At 67.1% G+C, this 20,712-nt stretch carries 19 protein-coding genes; 4 read left to right on the forward strand and 15 right to left on the reverse strand.

Annotation, left to right across the window (positions count from 1 at the left end; translation table 11 throughout):
* Position 1: 1 nt before the first annotated feature.
* Both ppsR and QW863_RS21945 read left to right on the forward strand, forming a co-directional pair.
* Positions 2–1,372, forward strand: coding sequence for a transcriptional regulator PpsR (ppsR, locus tag QW863_RS21940; protein ID WP_315714311.1), 1,371 nt, complete (start codon positions 2–4; stop codon positions 1,370–1,372).
* Positions 1,373–3,547: a GAF domain-containing protein gene (locus QW863_RS21945; protein ID WP_315714310.1), complete on the forward strand. Its 2,175-nt coding sequence runs from the start codon at positions 1,373–1,375 to the stop codon at positions 3,545–3,547.
* Positions 3,548–3,803: 256 nt separating this feature from the next.
* Here QW863_RS21945 and QW863_RS21950 read toward each other — a convergent pair whose 3' ends face one another.
* From QW863_RS21950 to QW863_RS22005, 12 genes are all read right to left on the reverse strand, one after another.
* Complete coding sequence (locus QW863_RS21950) at positions 3,804–4,487, reverse strand: biliverdin-producing heme oxygenase (protein ID WP_315714309.1); 684 nt, start codon at positions 4,485–4,487, stop codon at positions 3,804–3,806.
* A gap of 17 nt (positions 4,488–4,504) precedes the next feature.
* Complete coding sequence (gene pufM / locus QW863_RS21955; RefSeq protein WP_315714308.1) at positions 4,505–5,431, reverse strand: photosynthetic reaction center subunit M; 927 nt, start codon at positions 5,429–5,431, stop codon at positions 4,505–4,507.
* Between the two features lie 18 nt (positions 5,432–5,449).
* Positions 5,450–6,295, reverse strand: a complete 846-nt coding sequence (pufL, locus tag QW863_RS21960; RefSeq protein WP_315768644.1) for a photosynthetic reaction center subunit L — start codon at positions 6,293–6,295, stop codon at positions 5,450–5,452.
* Between the two features lie 141 nt (positions 6,296–6,436).
* Entirely contained in the window at positions 6,437–6,625 is a 189-nt protein-coding gene (pufA, locus tag QW863_RS21965; protein ID WP_315714306.1) for a light-harvesting antenna LH1, alpha subunit, read from the reverse strand.
* 16 nt (positions 6,626–6,641) lie between these two features.
* Positions 6,642–6,875: a light-harvesting antenna LH1, beta subunit gene (pufB, locus tag QW863_RS21970; RefSeq protein WP_315714305.1), complete on the reverse strand. Its 234-nt coding sequence runs from the start codon at positions 6,873–6,875 to the stop codon at positions 6,642–6,644.
* 151 nt (positions 6,876–7,026) lie between these two features.
* Positions 7,027–7,254 (reverse strand): hypothetical protein, encoded by a 228-nt coding sequence (locus QW863_RS21975; RefSeq protein WP_315714304.1) that lies wholly within the window; start codon positions 7,252–7,254, stop codon positions 7,027–7,029.
* Positions 7,255–7,283: 29 nt separating this feature from the next.
* Positions 7,284–8,735 (reverse strand): chlorophyllide a reductase subunit Z, encoded by a 1,452-nt coding sequence (bchZ, locus tag QW863_RS21980; protein ID WP_315768646.1) that lies wholly within the window; start codon positions 8,733–8,735, stop codon positions 7,284–7,286.
* A complete protein-coding gene (gene bchY, locus QW863_RS21985; protein ID WP_315714302.1) occupies positions 8,735–10,285 on the reverse strand; it encodes a chlorophyllide a reductase subunit Y in 1,551 nt (516 codons plus the stop codon). The genes bchZ and bchY overlap by 1 nt, the downstream gene beginning before the upstream one ends.
* 31 nt (positions 10,286–10,316) lie before the next feature.
* Entirely contained in the window at positions 10,317–11,327 is a 1,011-nt protein-coding gene (locus QW863_RS21990) for a chlorophyllide a reductase iron protein subunit X (protein WP_315714301.1), read from the reverse strand.
* Positions 11,324–12,265: a chlorophyll synthesis pathway protein BchC gene (gene bchC, locus QW863_RS21995; RefSeq protein WP_315714300.1), complete on the reverse strand. Its 942-nt coding sequence runs from the start codon at positions 12,263–12,265 to the stop codon at positions 11,324–11,326. Before bchC ends, QW863_RS21990 begins: the two co-directional genes overlap by 4 nt.
* Before the next feature lie 89 nt (positions 12,266–12,354).
* Positions 12,355–13,500, reverse strand: coding sequence for a methyltransferase (locus QW863_RS22000; RefSeq protein ID WP_315714299.1), 1,146 nt, complete (start codon positions 13,498–13,500; stop codon positions 12,355–12,357).
* Between the two features lie 336 nt (positions 13,501–13,836).
* Positions 13,837–14,706 (reverse strand): polyprenyl synthetase family protein, encoded by an 870-nt coding sequence (locus tag QW863_RS22005; protein WP_315714298.1) that lies wholly within the window; start codon positions 14,704–14,706, stop codon positions 13,837–13,839.
* Between the two features lie 123 nt (positions 14,707–14,829).
* Between QW863_RS22005 and crtD the strand changes: the two genes are divergently transcribed.
* Together crtD and QW863_RS22015 are read left to right on the forward strand one after the other, a co-directional pair.
* On the forward strand, positions 14,830–16,359 hold the full coding sequence (gene crtD, locus QW863_RS22010) for a 1-hydroxycarotenoid 3,4-desaturase CrtD (RefSeq protein ID WP_315714297.1): 1,530 nt from the start codon (positions 14,830–14,832) through the stop codon (positions 16,357–16,359).
* Positions 16,360–16,514: 155 nt separating this feature from the next.
* The gene (locus tag QW863_RS22015) at positions 16,515–17,219 is read left to right on the forward strand and encodes a hydratase (protein ID WP_315714296.1); all 705 of its coding nucleotides are present in this window, start codon (positions 16,515–16,517) and stop codon (positions 17,217–17,219) included.
* Positions 17,220–17,833: 614 nt separating this feature from the next.
* On the opposite strand, the gene QW863_RS22020 is transcribed toward QW863_RS22015, so the two are convergent.
* The 3 genes from QW863_RS22020 to QW863_RS22030 all read right to left on the reverse strand — a co-directional run bounded on the left by QW863_RS22020 (position 17,834) and on the right by QW863_RS22030 (position 20,699).
* Positions 17,834–17,977 carry a hypothetical protein gene (locus QW863_RS22020; RefSeq protein ID WP_315714295.1) on the reverse strand — a complete coding sequence of 48 codons (144 nt, stop codon included), beginning with the start codon at positions 17,975–17,977 and terminating at the stop codon, positions 17,834–17,836.
* 146 nt (positions 17,978–18,123) lie between these two features.
* The gene (locus QW863_RS22025; protein WP_315714294.1) at positions 18,124–19,164 is read right to left on the reverse strand and encodes a phytoene/squalene synthase family protein; all 1,041 of its coding nucleotides are present in this window, start codon (positions 19,162–19,164) and stop codon (positions 18,124–18,126) included.
* Positions 19,161–20,699: a phytoene desaturase gene (locus QW863_RS22030; protein ID WP_315714293.1), complete on the reverse strand. Its 1,539-nt coding sequence runs from the start codon at positions 20,697–20,699 to the stop codon at positions 19,161–19,163. The genes QW863_RS22025 and QW863_RS22030 overlap by 4 nt, the downstream gene beginning before the upstream one ends.
* Positions 20,700–20,712: the final 13 nt, after the last annotated feature.

The raw sequence follows: 20,712 nt of genomic DNA on the forward strand, positions 1-20,712 counted from the left end.
CATGGCCGAGTTTCACGGTCCACGACCCGACGTGACATTGCTGCTGGACATGGACGGCGTGATCCGTGAGGCGACGCTGTCGCCGAACATGTCAGCCGAGAATGTCGACATCTGGCTCGGCCGTCCCTGGTCCGAGATCGTCGATGATGCGAGCGAGAAGATCGAGCGCATCATGCAGGACACCAGGCGGACCGGCATTTCCGCGTTCCGACAGATCACGCAGCGATTCCCGAGCGGTCTCGAGCTGCCGATGGAATTCACCACCGTGCTGCTCGGTGGCCGGGCCGGCATGCTGGCGATCGGCAAGAATCTGCAGGCGGTCGCGGAGCTCCAGGCCCGGCTGATCTCGGCCCAGCAGACCATCGAGCGCGACTACTGGAAGCTGCGCGAGATCGAGACGCGCTACCGCCTGGTCATCGAGGATTCCAACGAGGCTGTGCTGCTGACGAAGGTGTCAGATCTGCGCATCGTCGAAGCGAATCGGACGGCGGCAGCCGCGCTCGGCGTTTCAAGCCGGCGCCGGGACAATCTGGTGGGCCGCGAGTTCCTGCAGGAGATCCCGCAAAAGGATCGCGAGCCGGTGGAGCTGATGCTGAGGCGCGTCCGCGACCAGGGCAAGGCGCCGGGCATCGTGATTCACCTCGGCCAGGACACCGCCCCCTGGATGCTCCGGGGATCGCTGATGAGCAGCGACACCGCCCCGATGTTCCTGCTGCAGATGGCGCCGATCGGCAAGGCCGCGCAGCCCGGTCCGCTGCCCGACGATCCCGAGGCGCTGATCGACAATCTTCCCGATGCCGTCATCAGCATCGATGGCACCGGTGCCGTCAAGCGCGCCAATCGGGCCTTCCTGGAGCTGGTCGAGGTCGGATCGAAAGAGGCGCTGATCGGCGAGAAGCTCAGCCGGTGGCTGACGCGCCCCGGCGCCGACCTTTCGGTGCTGATCTCCAACGTCGAGCGCCATGGAGCCGTCCGACTGCTGTCGACCACGATCCAGGGCGAGCTCGGAACCGAGACCGAGGTCGAGATCTCGGCCGCCGCCCATGGCCTCGACGGCCAGCGCCGGATCGGCCTGGTGTTGCGCAACATCGCCAGGCGGTTGTCGCCCACGGCGGAGCATGACAATCTGCGGGTCGCCCTCGCGGGCATCAACGAATCGGTCGGCAAAACACCATTGCGCGACCTGGTGAGGAGCACGGTCGAAGTCGTCGAGCAGCATTACGTCCGCGCTGCGCTCGAGCTCGCCAACGGGAACCGGACGTCGGCTGCCGAAATTCTCGGCCTCAGCCGCCAGAGTCTTTACGCCAAGCTCGATCGGTATAATCTGAGCCAGCTCGAAGAAAGCGACGAGGAAACCGAAAAGGGGAGATAGTTGCCCGTTCCGCTGACAACGCCGGCCTTCGGCCACGCTACTCTTGCGGATTGCGAGCGTGAACAGATTCATCTCGCAGGCTCGATCCAGCCGCACGGCATTCTCCTGGCGGTCAAGGAGCCCGACAACATCGTCATCCAGGCCAGCACCAATGCGGCCGCCTTCCTCAACACTGGCTCCGTGGTCGGACGTCCGTTACGCGATCTTGGCGGCGATCTCGCGCTGCAGATCCTGCCGCATCTCAACAGCCCGCTTCATCTGGCTCCGATGACCCTGCGATGCACCGCCGGGGCGCCGCCGCGCCGGGTCGACTGCACGCTTCACCGGCCCTCGAATGGCGGGCTGATCGTCGAGCTGGAGCCGGCGACGAAGACGACCAACATCGCGCCTGCGCTCGACGGCGCCTTCCACCGCATCACCTCAGCCTCATCGCTGCTCGGCCTGTGCGACGAGACGGCGACCATCTTCAGGGAGATCGCCGGCTACGACCGCGTCATGGTCTATCGCTTCGACGAAGATGGCCATGGCGAGGTGTTGTCGGAGCGGCGGCGGCCGGATCTGGAGGCCTTTCTCGGCAACCGCTATCCGGCGTCCGACATTCCGCAGATCGCGCGCCGGCTCTACGAGCGCAACCGGGTGCGCCTCCTGGTCGACGTCAACTACAGGCCTGTGCCGCTGCAGCCGCGCATCTCGCCGCTCAACGGCCGCGATCTCGACATGTCCCTGAGCTGCCTGCGCAGCATGTCGCCGATCCACCAGAAATATCTGCAGAACATGGGTGTCGGCGCGACACTGGTGTGCTCGCTGATGGTCAGCGGAAGGCTGTGGGGACTGATCGCCTGCCATCACTATGAGCCGCGCTTCGTGCCGTTCGACATTCGCGCGGCAGGCGAGGCGCTGGCCGAGACCTGCGCGATCCGGATCGCGGCGCTGGAGAGCTTTGCCCAAAGCCAGTCCGAGCTGGTCGTGCGCCGGCTGGAGCAGCGGCTGGTCGAAGCGGTGTCGCGCGACGGCGAATGGCAGGCCGCGCTGTTCGACGGCTCGCAGTCGCTGCTGCAGCCGCTCGGTGCCAGCGGCGCGGCGCTGCTGTTCGAGGGCCAGGTCACGACCGCCGGCGACGTCCCGTCGACGCAGCGCATCCGCGACCTCGCCGCCTGGCTCGATCGCCGGCGCAACACTCCGGGAGCAGCCCCCGAGGGCTTGACGGCGACCAGCTCGCTGACGCTCGATGAGCCGTCCTTTGCCGACATCCGCTCGATCGCCAGCGGCTTGATCGCCGCTCCGCTGTCGGCGAGCGAGGGCGAGTATCTGTTGTGGTTCCGGCCGGAGCAGGTCCGGACGGTGACCTGGGGCGGCGATCCGCTCAAGGCCGTCATCATCGGCGACGATCCGTCGGATCTGTCGCCGCGGCGCTCGTTTGCGAAATGGCATCAGCTGGTCGAAGGCAAGTCCGAGCCGTGGTCGAGCGCCGAGCTCGCCTCCGCCCGCGCGGTGAGCGAAACGGTCGCCGACGTGGCGCTGCAGCTACGTTCGGTCCGCATGGTGATCGCGCAGGACCAGCTCGCCACGATCAGCGCTCAGGTGCTGCGCTCGGAGCAGCCGGTCATCATCGCCGATGTCGAGGGCCGCATCCTGCTGATGAACGAAGCGTTCGAGCAGCAGCTGCGCGCCCCGCATCCGCACATCCCGCATCTGCGCGATCTCGGCAGCTACTGCACGGCGCCGGCGGAATTCCGCGCCAATCTCGACGACCTCATGCGCAACAAGCGGAGCTGGCGCGGCGAGCTGACACTGACGGGCGGCGCCTCGCCGCAACGGCCGTTGATGGTGCGCGCCGACCCGGTGATCGCACCGTATGATCGCGTGCTCGGCTTCGTGCTGATCTTCTCGGACTTGACCGAGCGCAAGACCGCCGAGGCGGCCCGCGCGCGCTTCCAGGAAGAGATCGACGGCGCCCGCCGGCCGACGCTGCGGCTCGATCAGAGCGCAAGCCTGATCTACAAGGAGCTCGCTGCCTCCACCGTGGAGAACGCGCAGCTCGCGGCGCTCGAGGTGACGCACGGAGCACAGGCCGGCAGCATGCCGGAGATGCTGGAGAGCATCCGCAATTCGACCACGCGGACACTGGAGATCCTCGAGCACCTGGTGTGGTACCGCTCGCAGAGCGAAGAGTGACGGCGGGCCGCAGCTCTCGTCCGGGCGACCTCGACTGCCTTGTCCGTCCTGCCTCCGGAGAGCCAATCTGGATTCGAAAATCTCCCGACGTCGGCCTCTGCGATCCAAGTTGCGGCTGGGCCGAATTGGAAGGGCATATGCGATTGCCCTGCCGGAAAGGAGGAGCGGAGCCCACCGCCCCCGGGGGAGGACGCGGGGTCTCACGCGATCGTATTCGACCAAACCGATGGCGAAGGATCAATCAGGCCTCCGCACATCACGTTCTCAGCCCGGCCGCCTCCTGCAGCGCTTGCGACAGCGTGATGTTCATCTCGAACGCCAATGCCGCCTCCTCGACGACGGTCTCATGCTCCGCCATCGCCGCGCCGGCCTGCTCCAGCACGTCGCGGTAGTCGTCCTTGAACCGCGGGATATCAGCGATCTCGGGGAATTCGTAGAACGACGTCGCCTCGGGCCGTAGCTCGAGCGAACGCGCGAGAATCTTCTTGATGATCTGGCCGCCGCTGAGATCACCGAGATAGCGCGTATAGGCATGGGCCAGCAGCCGATGGCCGGAGCCGGCTCCCGCTTCCTGGATGACCCGGACATAGGCGATGGCCTCGGGCAGCAGCGGCAGAGGGCTCGCGTCGAACCACGCAAGATCAAGCTTGATCGCAGCACTGCGATGCAGCTCCGGCCGCACGATGCGGCCCATCACCGGCGTTCCCTGATGGCGGAGCAGCTCCGCTTCGAGCGTCTCGTAGACCGGCAGCAGATTGCGCAACAACAACGCGTAGGCCTGCCGCGTGCCGCGCCCCCGCAGCAGCTCGGCGACGATCCCGGTCCGCTCCGCGGTGACGTGCAGCGTCTTGGTACGCTCGCGCATCGCCTGCAAGAGACTGGCCGGGCGCGCACTGCGTCCGGCCGTCTCGATCCGATCCAATTCGACTCTGTCCAACATGCCTCGACCTGCAGGAGTCAGCGCGGCGGCGCCAGCCCGTGTTTCACGCCCCAGTCGAACCAGCTGTCGACGACGGTGCCCGACAGTAGGATACCGATGCCGCCGGTCAAGGGACAAAGCACGGCGAACCACCAGGCCCAGCGATGGATCGATTCGGCCGTGGCATTGAAGCCCATCGTCCAGCGCCAGAACAGCGCACCGCGTTCGAAGGCCGTGCCGCGGTCGACGATCTGCTCCAGCTCACGCTCGCCGCCGTATCGGCTGATCGCGAGCACCGTCGCGCCATGCATCGCGAACAGCAGCGCCGATCCGTACAGGAAGGCGATCGAGAGCATGTGGAATGGGTTGTAGAACAAATTGCCGTGGGTGATGGAGAAGTTGTTGGTCCAGTCGAGATGCGGGAAGATGCCGAACGGCACCGCCTCGCTCCAGCTCCCCATGAAGATCGGCCGGATGAAGCCGAGCACCAGATAGAGCCAGATCGCCGCCGCGAACGCCCACGACACATGCGTGCCGAGGCCGAGCGCCCGGGCGCGGCGATAGGTGCGCGCCCACCACAGCAGGATCGACGTCGTCAGGAAGAAGCCGGCCATCAGCCACCAGCCGCCCTCCTGCAGCGGCGGGAATATCTGCAGGCCGTATTCCGGCGCCGGCGGCTGCAGCGCCAGCCACGGGAACTGTCGAATGAACTCGAGCGGGCTCCAGTTCACCGACGCCAGCATGTTGAGACCGATGATCTCGATCGCGACGAAGCCGGACATCAGCGAGGCGAGGCCAAGGAAGCCGAGATAGACCGGCCCCACCTGTGCGTCGCCGACCTTGCCGAACCAGTAGTTGAAGCTGCCCTTGCCGAGCCGCTCCCAGATTCCCGGCTCGATCGGGATGCCCGGGTGGATCGCACTGCGAACTTGGATCTGCGTGAAGATGTTCTGGTATTGGGCCATGGTGACCTCTCCTTGAACTCATTGCGGCGGCGACCAGATCGGGACCCTGCGCCACCACTCCCACCAGTCCGACCAGGCATTGCCTTCCGGCAGCAGCCAGGCGGGACCGGAGATGACGATGCACACCGCGCTGAAGAACACGGCCGACAACGCCAGGAACAGGCCGACCCGGTGGATGCCGAGCGTGCCGACCGAATAGCCGATCAGATCTCGGAACATCGTGTTCTCGTGCTCCGGCGACTTCATCTCCTCACCCCGGCCCGGATTGCTCGCCGAGAGGATCAGTCCGCCGTGCAGCGCGAGCGCGAGACACGTCGTGAAGAAGAACGTGATCGCGATCATGTGCGCGGGATTGTAGTGGAAGTTGCCGAACTGATAGCCGGTGTTCGACACCCAATCGAGATGGGTGATGATGCCGTAGGGGAAGGCGTAGCTCCACGAGCCCATCAGCACCGGACGGATCACCTCCAGCGTGAAATAGGCGAAGATCGCAAAGCCGAAGGCGAACGGTACGTGATAGCCGATCGCGAGCTTGCGGCAGATCTCGACCTCCCGCAGCGCCCAGGAGACGAATGCGCCATGCGCGCACACCGTGATGAGCTGCCAGAAGCCGCCCTTGGTGAGGGGCGCGAACGACAGCCCGTATTTGGCATCGGGTGGATTGATGCTGATCTGCCAGAGATTCCACGTCGGTCCGAGCGCCGTGGCGTAGAGGATCAGCGCCACGCCGACGAAGGTGAAGAAGATCGTCGTCACGCCGAAGAAGCCGACATAAAACGGTCCGACCCAGAAATCGAAGAGGTCACCGCCGATCAACGTGCCGCCGCGGACGCGGTATTTTCGTTCAAAGCTGAGCATTGCCATCGGTCCTGCCTCCGCTGCCCGTCGCTCGATATGCTGCGTGTCGTATCGTCGTGTCGTGAATTCGTGGACAAGAGGATTTGGGAAGCGGGCGAACGGGGTCTGCCGCCGTCGCACGTCCGCTTCCCTCTGGTCGTCGAGCTGTTAGCTGAGCTTCAGCGGGGTCGCCGGCTCGGAGATCGACGACGTCTTCGCTGCACGCGGTCCCTCCAGCCAGTTGAACCGGTTGGTGCTGAGCAGGATGAAGTGAATCACCAATGCCAGCCCGAACAGGAACACGCCGAGAGCCACGAGAACCCTGCGGGGATCGAACAACAACCACAAGCGCCACATAGTTTTCTCCTTTCGATCAGGTCAGGTAGGAGAGCACGATATTGGCGTAGTGGGTCGCCCCATCCAGCGCCGCCGCCTTGTAGCCAGTCGGCCCGGGCAGCCAGGGACGCCACATCCAGGCGAGAATGTGGGCGACGATCGCAACCGCCGTGAAGACCACAAAGCTCGTCATGAAGATGCTATGGAATTCCCTCGCCTCCGCTTCGGTCAGCCCCGACAGAGAGCCTCCCTTGTTTGGTACGTCCACCATAGTGGTACCTCCTGGTGTTGGCCTTTCGGCCGGATGCCACTCACCGAGATGAGCGGCGTCGAAGCGCCATCCCGTCACCAGGATGACATCCATGCGGCGAGCCGCACGAATTCCTTGCAATACTTGGAGAGCGAACTCACAGCTCTCGAACTCAAAGTCCCATGAAGGACGAGGTCGCGCAGTTCGCGGCCTTGATCCTTGCTTCACCGACGATCGCGCCGAGCGGCGCGGGCCGGTGGCCGGTGATGATGGAGCCGATCCGGCGCAGCACGCCCTCGACCATCAGCACGGCGAAGCACACCGCGTAGACCAGGAGATAGTCGATGCGCTCGCGCGATCTCGGCGCGACGTCACGATCCATGCGCTCGTATAACGACATCGTCCTCTCCCTCTCCGCTATCCCCGTGCCTATGCGGCCTGGCCCGTTGCGAGCTGCGACCGCGCATGCGCGAGAACGTCCTCCGTCACCTTGTCCAACCCGGCCTGGCGCGCGCCGCGCTCGGCCGCGTCGCGCAGCCGCTTGGCCGCCGAAATCCGCACCAGCACCGGCTGCGTCTCGATGATCTGATCCAGCGCGAACTTGGCGCCGTCATCCCACGGCAATTCGCGCTCGAGTCGCGCCGGCGTCGCCGCGATCTGGTCGAGCTGGGTGGCGAGCGGCAGGATGTTGAACAGCGCATCGAACAGCGCGTTGCAGACCTCCTGCACGACGTAGGTCGCGCCGGAGTAGCCCATGAACGGCGTGCCGGTGTGGCGGCGGATCACCGTCCCCGGGAACGAGGCCGGGATGTAGATCGACCGGTTGCCGGCTTCCGCCGCATACATGCGCTCGTTATAGCTGCCGAACAGCACCAGCGGCGGCCGCTCATGGATGGCCTTGCGGATGGCGTCGTTGTCGGTCTTGGCGCCGGCGCAGCGCGAGATCGCGAAGCTGCAGGGCAGCCCGAGCTCGGTCTCCAGGAAATTGCGCAGGCCCCGCGCGTAGGTCTCGGACGCGACGATGCCGAAGCTCGCGGTGCCGAAGAAGTCCTGCGTCACCGAGCGCCACAGGTCCCACAGCGGCTTGATCGTCGTATGCTTCTCCCGGGTGATGAACGGCTCGGGATCGAGGCCGAGCATCTCGCCCAGGGAGCGCAGTAATTTCGTCGTCGAATGCAGCCCGATCGGCGCCTGCAGATAAGGCCGCTCCAAGGTCTCGCACAACAGCCGCCCGAACTCGCGATACATGCAGACGTTGACGTCGGCATCGACCAGCTTTCCGACATCGGCGAGATGGCTGCCGAGCGGAAACACCATGTTGATCTCGGCGCCGATGCCTTCGAGCAGGCGACGGATCTCGGCGACATCCGACGGCGTGTTGAAGGTGCCGTAGATCGGGCCGATGATGTTGACGCGCGGCTTCTCGCCGTCCTTGCGCGGCTTGCGCTCCGGGATCTTGCGCAGGCCGTATTCGCTCCACAGCCAGCTCAACGCGCGGTTGGCGCTCTGCCACTGGTCCTCGTCGATCGTGCGCGGCAGGAAGCGCTTGATGTTGGAGCCTTCCGGCGTGACGCCGCCGCCGATCATCTCGGCGATCGAGCCGGTGACGACCACCGCCGGCAGATCCGGATCGAGCGCGGCGCGGGCGCGCTTCATCGCCTGCTCGGTGCCCTTCTGGCCGAGCTCGTCCTCGCCGAGACCCGTGACGACGATCGGCAACTCATGCGGCGGCAGGCCGTCGGTGTAGTGCAGCACCGAGGTCACCGGCAAATTCTCGCAGCCCACGGGGCCGTCGATGATGACCTGCAGGCCCTTGATCGCGGTGAACGCGTAGACCGCTCCCCAATAGCCGCCGGCGCGATCGTGGTCGAGGATCAGCATCACACCATCTCCCCGGACGTGCGCTTCCTGGTCTGCGCCGCGACCGCCTTGCGGAACTTGTCGCGGAATTCGGGACGTTCGACCGGTGTGCCCTGCCACACGCCCGCATTGTCGCCCTCACCGACACCTTCGAAGAAGTCGCGCATCTCGTCGAAGCGCGCCTTGCCTGCGATCGCCGCGTTGACGACCTGCGCCAGCGAGCCGGCTCCGGACACGCCGAACAGCGGCCGCGCCGAGATCAGATTGGTGAAGTAGAGCGACGGGATCGCGCGCGCCTTGGCCTTCTGCACGACCGGTGTGGTGCCGATGGCGAGATCCGGCGCGAACTCATCGACCGCCGCGAGATCCCGCTCCAGCGAGGCGCGGTACTGCACGCGCACACCGCGGCTCTCGAGCCAGGCGCAATCGGCCTCCGACCAGCGCGTGCGCGGACAGGCGGTGCCGACATAACGCAGATCGGCGCCGCTCTCGACCAGCAGGCGCCCGACCAGCAGCTCCGAGCCTTCATAGCCCGACAGCGTGATCCGGCCGCGGATCGGCGTGGCCGCAAGCGCCGCGCGAATTGCCGGCAGCACCGCGTTCTTCGCCGCGTCGATCTGCGCGCGCCCGACGCCGCAGGTCTTGCCGACAGCTTCCAGCCAATCCGCGGTGCCATCGCAGCCGACCGGCGCCGAGCCGATGATCGGACGGCCCGCCGTCTCGAACTCGCGGATCGAAGCCGTGTAGAACGGGTGGATCGCCGCCACCGCCGCACAATCCAGCGCGCCATAGAGCTCGCGCCATTCGCGCGTCGGCACGGTCGGACCAGCGGCAAGGCCGAGCGGCGCCAGCATCATGCCGATGCCAACGGGATCGGCGGGGAATATCTCTCCCAGCAGGGTGATGGTCGGCTTGTCGCCGCGTGGCGCCCGCGGCGCCTGCACCGGGCCCTGCTCCGCCTCGCGGCGCGCGTAGTTCAGCATCGCGCCGGCGAGCACATCCTTGGCCTCGGCATGGGTCGGCACACCAAAACCTGGAACGTCGATGCCGATGATGCGGACGCCGTTGATCTCCTTCGGCAGGATCTGCAGCGGCACGCCCGAGGCGGTGGGGACGCAGAGATTGATGATGACGACGCAGTCGTAGTTGGCGGGATCGGCCAGCTTGAAGACCGCCTCACGGATGTCCTCGAACAGTTTTCCGGTGACCAGCGTCTCCGAGTTGAACGGGACGTAGCCGACGCTGCGCCGCGCGCCGTAGAAGTGCGAGGTGAAGGTCAGGCCGTAGACGCAGCAGGCCGAGCCCGACAGCACGGTCGCGGTGCGCCGCATCCGCAGGCCGACGCGCAGCGAGCCGAACGCCGGACACATGCTCTGCGGCTGGTCGTGCGGTCCCGCCGGATAATCCGCGGCATAGCGCGCCAGCACCTCGCTCTTGCCGGCGGCATCCGCCGCCTTCTTGAGCTCGGCTTTGCCGGCATGACAGCCGAGCGCCTCGGGCTGCACCGGCAGGAGGCCTGCCTCTGCGCCGCTCTGCGCGCTCATTGCCTGATGGACCACAGGATCGCTCATTGCATTACATTCCGCTCGTCGGCCGATCCCATCACAAATTGTCGTAGATCACTTCGAGCGACGGCTTGGTCACCGCGGCGCTGCCACACATGTCTTCGAGCGTCGCCTGCTCCAGCACGACGCCGCGTCCCACATCCGAGCCCTTGAACAAACCGAGCAGGCCGTCATGCGTCAGGGGGTGCGGATGCTGCGGCGGCGCCTCGGCGACGTTCTTGGCGAGATGCTCGAACAGCGGCGCCCAGGGCGTTCCAGGCCGGCCGATGATCTGATAGCTCGCGCTCTTGCGGCGGATGTCGTCGTCCGCCGGGATCGAGGCCAGCACCGGAATGCCGGTCGCCTCGGCAAATGCGGCGGCCTCGCCGGTGCCGTCGTCCTTGTTGATGACGATGCCGGCGACGCCGACATTGCCGCCGAGCTTGCGGAAATACTCCACCGCCGAGCAGACATTGTTGGCGACGTAGAGCGATTGCAGATCGTTGGAGCCGACGATGATCACCTTCTGGCACATGTCGCGCGCGATCGGCAGGCCGAAGCCGCCGCAGACGACGTCGCCGAGGAAGTCCAGCAGCACGTAGTCGAAGCCCCAATCGTGGAAGCCGAGCTTCTCGATCAGCTCGAAGCCATGGATGATGCCGCGTCCGCCGCAGCCGCGGCCGACCTCGGGCCCGCCGAGCTCCATCGCGAACACGCCGTCGCGCTTGAAGCAGACGTCCCCGATCTTGACCTCCTCGCCGGCAAGCTTCTTCTTCGAGGAGGTCTCGAGGATGGTCGGGCAGGCCCTGCCGCCGAACAGCAGCGAGGTGGTGTCGCTCTTCGGATCGCAGCCGATGAGGAGCACCTTCTTGCCCTGCTGGGCCATCATGTAGGACAGGTTGGCGAGCGTGAAACTCTTGCCGATGCCGCCCTTGCCGTAGATCGCGATGATCTGCGTGGCCTTCTTCGGTGCAGCCGTCGACGGCGCATCCGGCTCGATCGCCGCTTCGGCGCGCAGGGCATCGGTCATCTCACTAATTTCGGCACTGATCTTGATCGGGGCGTTCATGCTGCAGCTCTCCAGTCCAAGACCATTTTGAGACATGACGGATCGTCGAACGCGGTCCGGTAGGCGCTCTCCGCGGACAGAGCGTCGGCATGGTGCGTGATCAGCCCATCCAGAGACAGCCTGCCGGTGTCGATGAGATTGCGCACCGCGAGCAGATCCTCGTGCTTCCATTCGGCGGCGACGCGGATCGCCGCCTCGCGCATGAAGGCCGGAGGGTAGGAGAAGGAGAGCGGCGCGCTGTAGAAGCCGGCGAGGATGATCTCGCCACGTGGCGCCAGGCGAGCAATGAGGCTGTCGAGCAGGCCGGCATCGCCGCTGGCATCGAAGATCAGGCGATAGTCGCGTCTGCTGTCCTCTGCGGGATCGATGACGCGATAGCCCGTCGCGCCAACGGCGCGCTCCGGATTGCTCTCCCACACCACGGGCGGATCGCCGCCCATCGCCACGATCAGCCGCGCCAGCAGACGGCCGAGCACGCCATGGCCAACCACGCATTCGGCCTGGCCGTCACCACCGATTGACAATGCATGATAGGCGGTGGCCGCCAGCGCCAGCAGCACGCCGCGCCGGCCCGTCGTCTCATCGATCGCAACAATGCGCTGCGCGGGAACGTTGAGGCGCGAGGCGGCGGCGCCAAACAGGCTCCTGACCTCGCCGAAGCAGCGCGCCGCGCCCGGCACGAACACGCGCTCGCCTTTGCGAAAACCGGAATGCGGGGCGGCGTGCGCGACGCGGCCCACCGCCTCGTAGCCCGGCACGAGCGGATAGCCCATGCCGGGAAACTGGGGCATGCGGCCCTCGTACAGCAGCCGTTCGGTACCGGTGCTGATCGCGCTCCATTCGATGTCGACGGTCAGGCAGTCCGGGACGTCTGCGAGCACCAGGTGCTGCAGCGACAATTGCCTCGGCCTCCCCAGTACGACGGCGATCGCGTCCATAGCCCAACTCCCCAGCGACGCCCGCTTAGTTACGGGTGTCAGGTTAGCCTGACTGAAAGAAGTGTCAATATTTATTTACAGTCCGGGTGTCAGCTTTTCGCGACAATCACGCTTGCGATCAGCGGAATTCGCGTACGAAGCACTCGCACCTGCGAAAAACCCGCCGCCTGGAGCAGGTCGCGCAAGCGGGCGGCGCTGCGCGGCCGCCCCTGTCCCATCGCGCGGAGATAGATCTCGAAATAGGCGCTGACGCCGTCGGCCCCGCCGGCCGCCTCGCGCATCGGCTCGCCCAGCAGCAGCACGCCATCGTCAGGCAAGGCGGCGCGCACCTTCGCGAGCAACCGCGCCACGGCGTCGTCGTCGTGATCGTGCACGACACGAATCAGCGAGATCACGTCCGCGCCGGTCGGGAGCGCATCATCGTAGAAGCTGCCGGCCGTGATCGTGACGCGATCGGCGAGCCCGGCCCTGGCGAGACGCTCCTGCGCGATCGCGGCGACCCCGGGCAGATCGAACAGCTCGAGCTGCAGTTGCGGCGCAGCCCGCGCGGCGGCGGCGAGGAAGCTGCCGTCACCACCGCCGACATCGAGCAGGCAACGGTGGCCGCTCAGGGGATAGGCTGCGAGGACGATGTCCGCGATCATCGGCTGCGACGCCGCCATCAGCGCCGTGTAGGGCGCGACGCTGTCGGGTGTCAGCGCATCGCCGGTCTTGTCCAGCGCATACGGCCAGTACTGCGCGAGCCGGCGCTGGCGGTCATGTCCGCGCAGCAGCGCCACGGGATCGGTGAGATCGGCATACAGCGCGGCGTGATGTCGAACCATGGCGGCGATCCCGGGATTGCCGACCAGCGCCGCGCCGAGCGGCCCGAGCCCGTAGCGCGCCGCACCGCGGCGCTCGAGCAGCTGAAGCGCGGACGCCGCCTCGCACAGGCTGAGCATCGCGTCGGGGGCCATCGCCGCGCGCGACGCCAGTGTCGCGACATCGCGGGGGCCGGAACGCAAGCCTTCGAACAGATCGAGCTGCACGCAGGCCGCCAAGGTCTGCGAATAGACGAAGCCGGCGCAGAGATCGAACAGCTGCGCGGCACGCTTGCGCGCGATCGGCCGCGTCAACGGAAACGCCGCCGCCCAGCGTTGGAATGCCGCACTCGCCAGCAGCCCGTCCCGCCAGCCGCGCCAGCGATCGCCGAAGCTGACCGGCGCCGGCGTGTTGTGGCGGATGGCCCCAGGCATGGCGCTACGGCTCCAACCACGAAGGTTGCGCTGGCTGACGCAGTTGATTGGTCCGAATGGCTCGACACACGCAGGTGCCCACCCTCCCCTGGAGGGGGAGGGTCGCCGCGCGCGAAGCGCGCGGCGGGGTGGGGTGGGCTCGGAAATTGGTGCTTATGAGTCCCGATGCCCTTCGCTGCGCCTGCCTAAGCCTGCGGGGTATCACCGGCACTGCGCGCGCGGATGGGCTGTCACCCCACCCCGCCGCGCGCTTCGCGCGCTTCGACCCTCCCCCTCCAGGGGAGGGTGAGCAACGCTCGTGTGGTGAGACCGTCGCCATCCCATGCGGCCGAACAATCACGCCGCCGACGCCGCCAGGCGGCGCGGCACGAGGCGCTTGGCTTCCTGCTCCATCAGCAAACGCAGCTCGTGCGCGTGGGCGCAGGGCGGCATGGTGCGGATACCGTCGGCGACGAGGTCGTGCAGATAGCTGACGGCGCCGGTGAGCCCATAGATCAGCACGGCGTTGGGCCGACCATGCGCGGCGTCCTGGCCGACGGGCTTGCCCGCCTCCTCTTCATCACTGGCGGCATCGCGAATGTCGTCGGCGACCTGATAGGCCTCGCCAATGGTCTCGCCGAGCGTGCGCCACGCTTCCGGATTCTCATGCCCTGCCGCAGCGGCACCCGACACGGTGGCCGCCGCAAACAGCGCGCCAGTCTTGGAGCGGTGATAGCGCGACAGATCGATCTGCGGCTCGCATTCCCAGGCTTGCCCAGCCGAGATGCCATGCGGCACGCCGACGGCATCGCCGATGGTCGCGATCAGCTGCGCCAGCCGCAGCGGCGAGCAGCGCGACTTGGCCAGCGTCTGGAACGCGAGCACGATCAGCGCGTCGCCCGCGAGCACCGCGAGCGGCTCGCCGAACGCGGCATGCACCGAGGGCCGCCCGCGTCGCAGCGCCGCGTTGTCGAAGCACGGCAGATCGTCATGCACCAGCGAGGCGCAGTGCAACAGCTCGATCGCCGACCCGGCGGCGTCGGTCGCCGCGGGCTCGTCGTCGCCACAGGCTGCGGCCACGGCATGACAGAGCCGGGGCCGGACCCGCGCGCCCTTGGGGAACACTGCGGCCTGCATCGCCGCCGACAGCCGTGGCGGACATCCGGGCCGGTCGGCCAAAGCGACCGCTGCGACGAGGGATTTCTCGATCCGGGCCACCACGTCCATGTCCGCCTCCCCTATCGCGAGGTCCACCCGGCCCTCGCTTATGTAAATTACAGCTTACACCCATAATGTAAATCATGCTAGACATTTCCCGTGTCAGGTCCTGCGGACGGGAGGTGCGAGGAAATGGCCGATCACCGCCTGATCGTGGTTGGCGCCGGCATCGCCGGGCTGGCCGCTGCGCTCACGCTCGCCGCGCGCGGCGCCGAGGCGACGGTGCTGGAGCGCGCGCCCGCGCCCGGCGGCAAGATGCGCCAGATCGCGATCGGACCTGTCAGCATCGACTCCGGTCCCACCGTGTTCACGATGCGCTGGGTGTTCGACGAGCTATTTGCCGAGATCGGCACCGCACTCGACGATCATCTCACCCTGACGCCGCTCGACGTTCTCGCTCGTCACGCCTGGACCGATCGCCGCACGCTCGATCTGTTCGCCGACGAGGAGCAATCGGCCGACGCCATCGGTCATTTCGCCGGACGCAGCGAGGCCGAGGGCTATCGCGCCTTCTGCCGCGATGCCCGCCGCATCTTCGAGGTCCTGCGCGATCCGTTCATCCGCACGCCGGCGCCGAGCATGACGCATCTCCTGCGCACCGCCGGCTTTCGCGACCTCACCGCGATCCGCCCATTCCAGACGCTGTGGAAGGCGCTCGGCGGCTATTTCCGCGATGCCCGCCTGCAGCAATTGTTCGGCCGCTACGCGACCTATTGCGGCTCGTCGCCGTTCCATGCGCCGGCGACGCTGATGCTGGTCGCCCATGTCGAGCAGTCCGGCGTCTGGCTGATCGACGGCGGCATGCACGAGCTCGCCGCGTGCCTCGCGGCGCTGGCGCGGCGCCGCGGCGTCACCATCCGCTATGACGCCGAGGTCGCGGGCATCGCGACGAACGCCGGCCGCGCTGCGGGCGTGCGGCTCGCCAATGGCGAGCAGATCGCCGCCGACGCCGTCATCGCCACCGCCGATGTCGCGGCATTGGCGCAGGGCCTGTTCGGACCCGAGGCGGCGCGAGCCCTCCCCGCCATCCCGGAATCGGCGCGCTCGCTCTCGGCGATGACCTGGAGCTGCATGGCGCGCGCCGACGGCTTTCCGCTGTTGCGTCACAACGTGTTCTTCTCGCGCGACTCCCGCGCCGAGTTCGAGCAGTTGATCGACCGTCGCACGATGCCGCAGGAGCCGACCGTCTATGTCTGCGCGCAGGCGCGCGACGACCAGCCGCGCAAGGCTGCGACGAGCGAGCCGCTGTTCGTGCTGATCAACGCCCCCGCCACCGGCGACCATCACAGCTTTGCTCCCCCGGAGATCAGCCAATGTGCCCGCCAGACCTTCGACCTGTTGCAGCGCTGCGGCCTCAGCATCGCGACGACGCCGGAATTGACCCGCGTGACGACGCCGACGGACTTCAACCGGATGTTTCCGGGCACGGGGGGCGCGCTGTACGGCCGCAGCTCGCACGGCTGGATGGCATCGTTCCAGCGGCCGGGCGCGCCGACGAAGCTGCCGGGGCTCTACGTGGCGGGGGGCAGCGCACATCCGGGACCGGGCGTGCCGATGGCGGCGCTGTCGGGCCGGATGGCCGCTGCACGGGCGATCGCGGACCTCGCTTCGACCGCCTTGTCCCGGAACACGGCTATGCGTGGTGGTATGTCGACGCGCTGAGCGATGACGGCCGCTTCGGCATTACGCTCATTGCCTTCGTCGGCAGCGTGTTCTCGCCGTACTACGCGTGGTCGCGGCGGCGGGGAGCGGCTGATCCCGAAAATCACTGTGCGCTCAACGTTGCGCTCTATGGCGCGCGCGCGCGGCGCTGGGCCATGACCGAGCGCGGACGCGGCGCGATCACGCGTGAGCCTGCGAGCCTCAGGCTCGGTCCGAGCAGCCTCGCCTGGAACGGCCGCGAACTCACTATCGAGATCAGCGAGGTCAGCGTGCCCTGGCCGCTGCCACTGCGCGGTCGCGTCCGCGTCGTGCCGACGGCGCTGACCGAGATCGCGTTCACGCTCGATGCCGAGGGACGCCATCGCTGGCAGCCGATCGCGCCATGCTGCCGCGTGTCGGTCGATTTCGATCATCCGGATCTGCGCTGGCGCGGCGACGGCTATTTCGACACCAACCATGGCGACGCGCCGCTGGAGCGCGACTTCCAGAGCTGGCAATGGTCGCGCGCGGCGACGCGCACCGGCACCGTGATCTCGTATGACACGGTCGCACGCGACGGCGCCAATACGTCGCTCGCGCTGCACGTCGACCCCGCGGGCCGTCTGGAATCGATCACGCCGCTCACGGAGGCGCCTTTGCGCAAGACGCTGTGGCGCGTCGACCGCAGCGCCCGCGCCGACGCCGGCGCACCGGTGCGCGTCGTGAACACGCTGGAGGACGCCCCGTTCTACGCGCGCTCCCATCTCGCCGCCCGTCTGCACGGCGAGGATGTCGAGGTGATGCATGAGAGCCTGTCGCTCGACCGCTTCCAGATGCCGATCGTCCAGGCCATGCTGCCGTTCCGGATGCCGCGGTGGTGAGGATGGGACAGGGGCGACGTTGGCTGCAGTCGCTGGCGAGCGCAGCGGACCTGCAATGGTCGCGGAACGACGGCGGAATGCGGCGAGACAGATTCCGATAATAATAAATCTCTTGCTATTTATCTGAAATCATGATTGTCTACGCGCATCCCGCCTCACCGCAGAGGGGCGTAGCGCGCGATCGTCACGACACGCGAGGTGGGGATGCGATGGCCGCGAGAGATCGCAGCATTCTCTTCGACGAGGGTGCCGACGAACGATGTCTTGCGGACGTGAAGTCGCAGCGTCCTGATACCCCGACGCTGGTATCAAGCCGCGATGGCGCTCATGTGCCGCGTGGTGATGGTGGCCAACAAGCCCGGCGCACCAGGGAGACTGCGTATAAGCGTGAAGACCGTCGCGCAGGGAATGCCGGTTGAATCGGCTTTGCCTGTGGTACCTGCCGCCTGCATTTTTTCTGCAGGCGGGCCATGGGTGAGGCCTTCACCCGGCATTCCCTGCGCCCTCTGCACTGTTTGCGAGGGACAAGATCATCGCAGACTCGGGCAACCTCTGCCGCGAGAACGCGAAGCCATGTCGATCGCTGTTTGAGACGTGAATCCGCCTCCCCCACCCTACCGCTTCTCCGCCTCGCGCTCCCTGGCCTCGCGCTCGGCGCGCTGGCGGTCGAGGCGGCGGCCTTGCCATTCGAGCACGAGCCAGCCGAGCACACACATGGTGACGACGACGAATTCGAGCAGGCCGCCCATCTCGCTCATGGCGCGTCACTCATCGCGTCTCACCTGGTGTCCAGCTCATGACTTCGCGTGTCATGACATCGCAGCCGAGCCACACTGGTCGCGCCAACGCGGTCGTACCGTCGTCCGCGAGTCGTCTCATACGTGATGGCGACGACCTCGCCTCGCTACGACATCCGCCCCGAGCGCAGCAACTGATCGCGTCGCTCCAGGCGCTCGAACAGATCGAGCACCCACAGCGCGCGATCGTGAACAGTCCGGCGCGGCGGCGCGATCGCGTGCGGGCGCTGCGCATCCGCCGCGACGACCGCCTCGATCAAAATGCGCGCCTCCGGCCGCGGCGGCGCCAGCGACGGCTGCTCCTGCAGCAGCGACATCACCGCCGCCTTGCCGAGAAGCTGCAGCTTGCGCGGCATCGAGACGAATGCGCGCCGCGACAGCGAATCGAATTCGGCACGTGCGACCTCGCGGCCGATCTCGGCATAGATCAGCCGCGCCGCATGGATGCCGGGCCGGCAGGTCCACGGCAGATCGGCGATGCCCGCAGAAGCGCGCGCATAGAACACGTCGGCGACCGCGAGCAGTCGCGCCGTGACCCGCCCGATGCGGTCGTCGAAGAACGGCGCGGCACGCCAGGTCTCGATATCGAGACCCGCCTCGCGCAGCCATTGCCGCGGCAGATAGAGCCGGCCGGCGCGCGCGTCCTCGCCGACGTCGCGGGCAATGTTGGTGAGCTGCATGGCGATGCCGAGGTCGCAGGCGCGTCCGATCGTCTCGGCCTCACGCCGGTTCATCAGCAGCGACATCATCACACCGACCGTGCCGGCGACGCGCACGGCATAGGCGAGCACGTCGCTCAGGGTCTCATAGCGGCGGCCCTGCGCATCCCAGGCGAGACCTTCGAGCAGCGCCTCCGGCAGCGTGCGCGGAATCGTGAACTGCGCCACGACACCGGCCAGCGCGCGATCGACGGGACTGTCGTCCGGCGTGCCATGATAGATCCGGTCGAGCCGTTCGTGCAGCAGCTCGACGGCGTCGACGCGGCGGCCGGGCCCGTCGATCGCATCATCGGCCTCGCGGCAGAACGCGTAGAGCGCGACGGCGGCATCGCCAACCGCGCGAGGCAACACTTTCGAGGCGGCAAAGAACGTCTTCGATCCGCCCCGCAACATCCGCCGACAGATCGCAATGTCCGTTTGCCAGCTCATCGTCGCTCCAGCTCATGCGGCGCGGGCACGAGATCATCGAGCACACGCGCCGAGGACAACACGCCCGGCAGGCCGGCGCCGGGATGGGTGCCCGCGCCGACCAGATAGAGCCGCTCGACCTCTTCGCTCTTGTTGTGCGGCCGGAACCAGGCGCTCTGCATCAGCACCGGCTCGAGCCCGAACGCCGCGCCGCGATAGGACGACAGGCGATGCTCGAAATCATCCGGCGTCAGCAGCCGCGACGTAACGAGCTGGCCGGCAAGGTCCGGCAGCAGCGTGTCGCTCAGCGCGGTCTCGATCCGCTGGCGGAACGGCTCGGCCGTCGCCGACCAGTCGATGCCGCTCTGCTGATGCGGTACCGGCGACAGAACGTAGAAAGCATCGCAGCCATCGGGCGCCAGCGACGGATCGGTCGCGGTGGGGCGATGCAGATAGAGGCTGAAATCATCCGCCAGCACCTTGCGGCGGAAGATGTCGTCGAGCAGGCCGCGATAGCGCGGGCCGAGCAGGATGGTGTGATGCTGAACGTCATCATAGCGGCGCTTCGTGCCGAAATACCAGACGAACAGGCTCATCGAGTAGCGCGCACGGTCGATGCGCGCATCGGTCCAGCGCCGGCGCGGCACGCTCGGCAGCAGATGCTTGTAGGTCCAGGCCGCGCAGCCGTTGGAGACGACGACATCGGCGGCGATCGTCTCACCGGATGCGAGCCGCACGCCGGTCGCAACGCCGTTCTTCGTGGTGATCTCGGCCACGGGCGCCGAGCAGCGCACCTGGCCGCCGTGCCCCTCGATCAGGCTGACGAGGCCGTTGACCAGCACGCCGGTGCCGCCCATCGCAAAGTGCACGCCCCAGCGACGCTCGAGATAGGCGATCAGGCAGTAGATCGACGTGGTCGTAAACGGGTTGCCGCCGATCAGCAGCGGATGGAAGCTCAAGATCACGCGCAGCCGCTCGTCGCGCACATGCTGGGAGACCAGCCCATACACCGAGCGAAAGCTCTGCAGCTTGATCATCGCCGGCGCGATCTTTGCCATGTCCATGAACGACAGGAACGGCACGTCGCCAAGCTCCTCAAAACCCTTTCTGAAGATCGCCTCGCTCGCCTTCATGAAGCGCTCGTAGCCATCGACGTCGCCGGGTGCCAGGCGCGCCACCTCGGCACGCATCTCGGCCGCGTCGCCCGAGCAGTCGAACACGGTGCCGTCGTCGAAGCGGATGCGATAGAATGGGGAGATAGGCTTGAGCGTGACGTCGTCGGACATCTTCCGACCGCACAGCTGCCACAGCTCCTCGAACAGGAACGGCGCGGTGACGATGGTCGGGCCGGCATCGAAGGTGAAGCCGTCCTGGCGATGCACATAGGCGCGGCCGCCGGGCGCATCGAGTTGCTCGTAGACCGTGACGCGATAACCGCGCGCACCGAGCCGGACCGCTGCGGCGAGGCCGCCGAAGCCGGAGCCGATCACGACCGCATGCGGCCGGTCTCCGAGCACAGCCGGGACAGCGGCCTTGATGGTGGAGACGTCGAGCATGGGCGAAAGCGTA

It is taken from the genome of Bradyrhizobium sp. SZCCHNR1017, assembly GCF_032381375.1.
In the GTDB taxonomy this organism is placed as follows: domain Bacteria; phylum Pseudomonadota; class Alphaproteobacteria; order Rhizobiales; family Xanthobacteraceae; genus Bradyrhizobium.

Excerpts from the sequence above, each read along its gene's own strand:
- bchY (WP_315714302.1), bottom strand. The coding sequence starts at position 10,285 with ATGAGCGATCCTGTGGTCCATCAGGCAATGAGCGCGCAGAGCGGCGCA.
- pufA (WP_315714306.1), bottom strand. The coding sequence starts at position 6,625 with ATGTGGCGCTTGTGGTTGTTGTTCGATCCCCGCAGGGTTCTCGTGGCT.
- ppsR (WP_315714311.1), top strand. The coding sequence starts at position 2 with ATGGCCGAGTTTCACGGTCCACGACCCGACGTGACATTGCTGCTGGAC.
- QW863_RS21990 (WP_315714301.1), bottom strand. The coding sequence starts at position 11,327 with ATGAACGCCCCGATCAAGATCAGTGCCGAAATTAGTGAGATGACCGAT.
- QW863_RS21950 (WP_315714309.1), bottom strand. The coding sequence starts at position 4,487 with ATGTTGGACAGAGTCGAATTGGATCGGATCGAGACGGCCGGACGCAGT.
- QW863_RS22005 (WP_315714298.1), bottom strand. The coding sequence starts at position 14,706 with ATGGACGTGGTGGCCCGGATCGAGAAATCCCTCGTCGCAGCGGTCGCT.
- QW863_RS22000 (WP_315714299.1), bottom strand. The coding sequence starts at position 13,500 with ATGCCTGGGGCCATCCGCCACAACACGCCGGCGCCGGTCAGCTTCGGC.
- bchC (WP_315714300.1), bottom strand. The coding sequence starts at position 12,265 with ATGGACGCGATCGCCGTCGTACTGGGGAGGCCGAGGCAATTGTCGCTG.
- crtD (WP_315714297.1), top strand. The coding sequence starts at position 14,830 with ATGGCCGATCACCGCCTGATCGTGGTTGGCGCCGGCATCGCCGGGCTG.
- QW863_RS21975 (WP_315714304.1), bottom strand. The coding sequence starts at position 7,254 with ATGTCGTTATACGAGCGCATGGATCGTGACGTCGCGCCGAGATCGCGC.
- pufL (WP_315768644.1), bottom strand. The coding sequence starts at position 6,295 with ATGGCAATGCTCAGCTTTGAACGAAAATACCGCGTCCGCGGCGGCACG.
- QW863_RS22030 (WP_315714293.1), bottom strand. The coding sequence starts at position 20,699 with ATGCTCGACGTCTCCACCATCAAGGCCGCTGTCCCGGCTGTGCTCGGA.
- QW863_RS22015 (WP_315714296.1), top strand. The coding sequence starts at position 16,515 with ATGACCGAGCGCGGACGCGGCGCGATCACGCGTGAGCCTGCGAGCCTC.
- QW863_RS22020 (WP_315714295.1), bottom strand. The coding sequence starts at position 17,977 with ATGAGCGAGATGGGCGGCCTGCTCGAATTCGTCGTCGTCACCATGTGT.
- pufB (WP_315714305.1), bottom strand. The coding sequence starts at position 6,875 with ATGGTGGACGTACCAAACAAGGGAGGCTCTCTGTCGGGGCTGACCGAA.
- bchZ (WP_315768646.1), bottom strand. The coding sequence starts at position 8,735 with ATGCTGATCCTCGACCACGATCGCGCCGGCGGCTATTGGGGAGCGGTC.
- pufM (WP_315714308.1), bottom strand. The coding sequence starts at position 5,431 with ATGGCCCAATACCAGAACATCTTCACGCAGATCCAAGTTCGCAGTGCG.
- QW863_RS22025 (WP_315714294.1), bottom strand. The coding sequence starts at position 19,164 with ATGAGCTGGCAAACGGACATTGCGATCTGTCGGCGGATGTTGCGGGGC.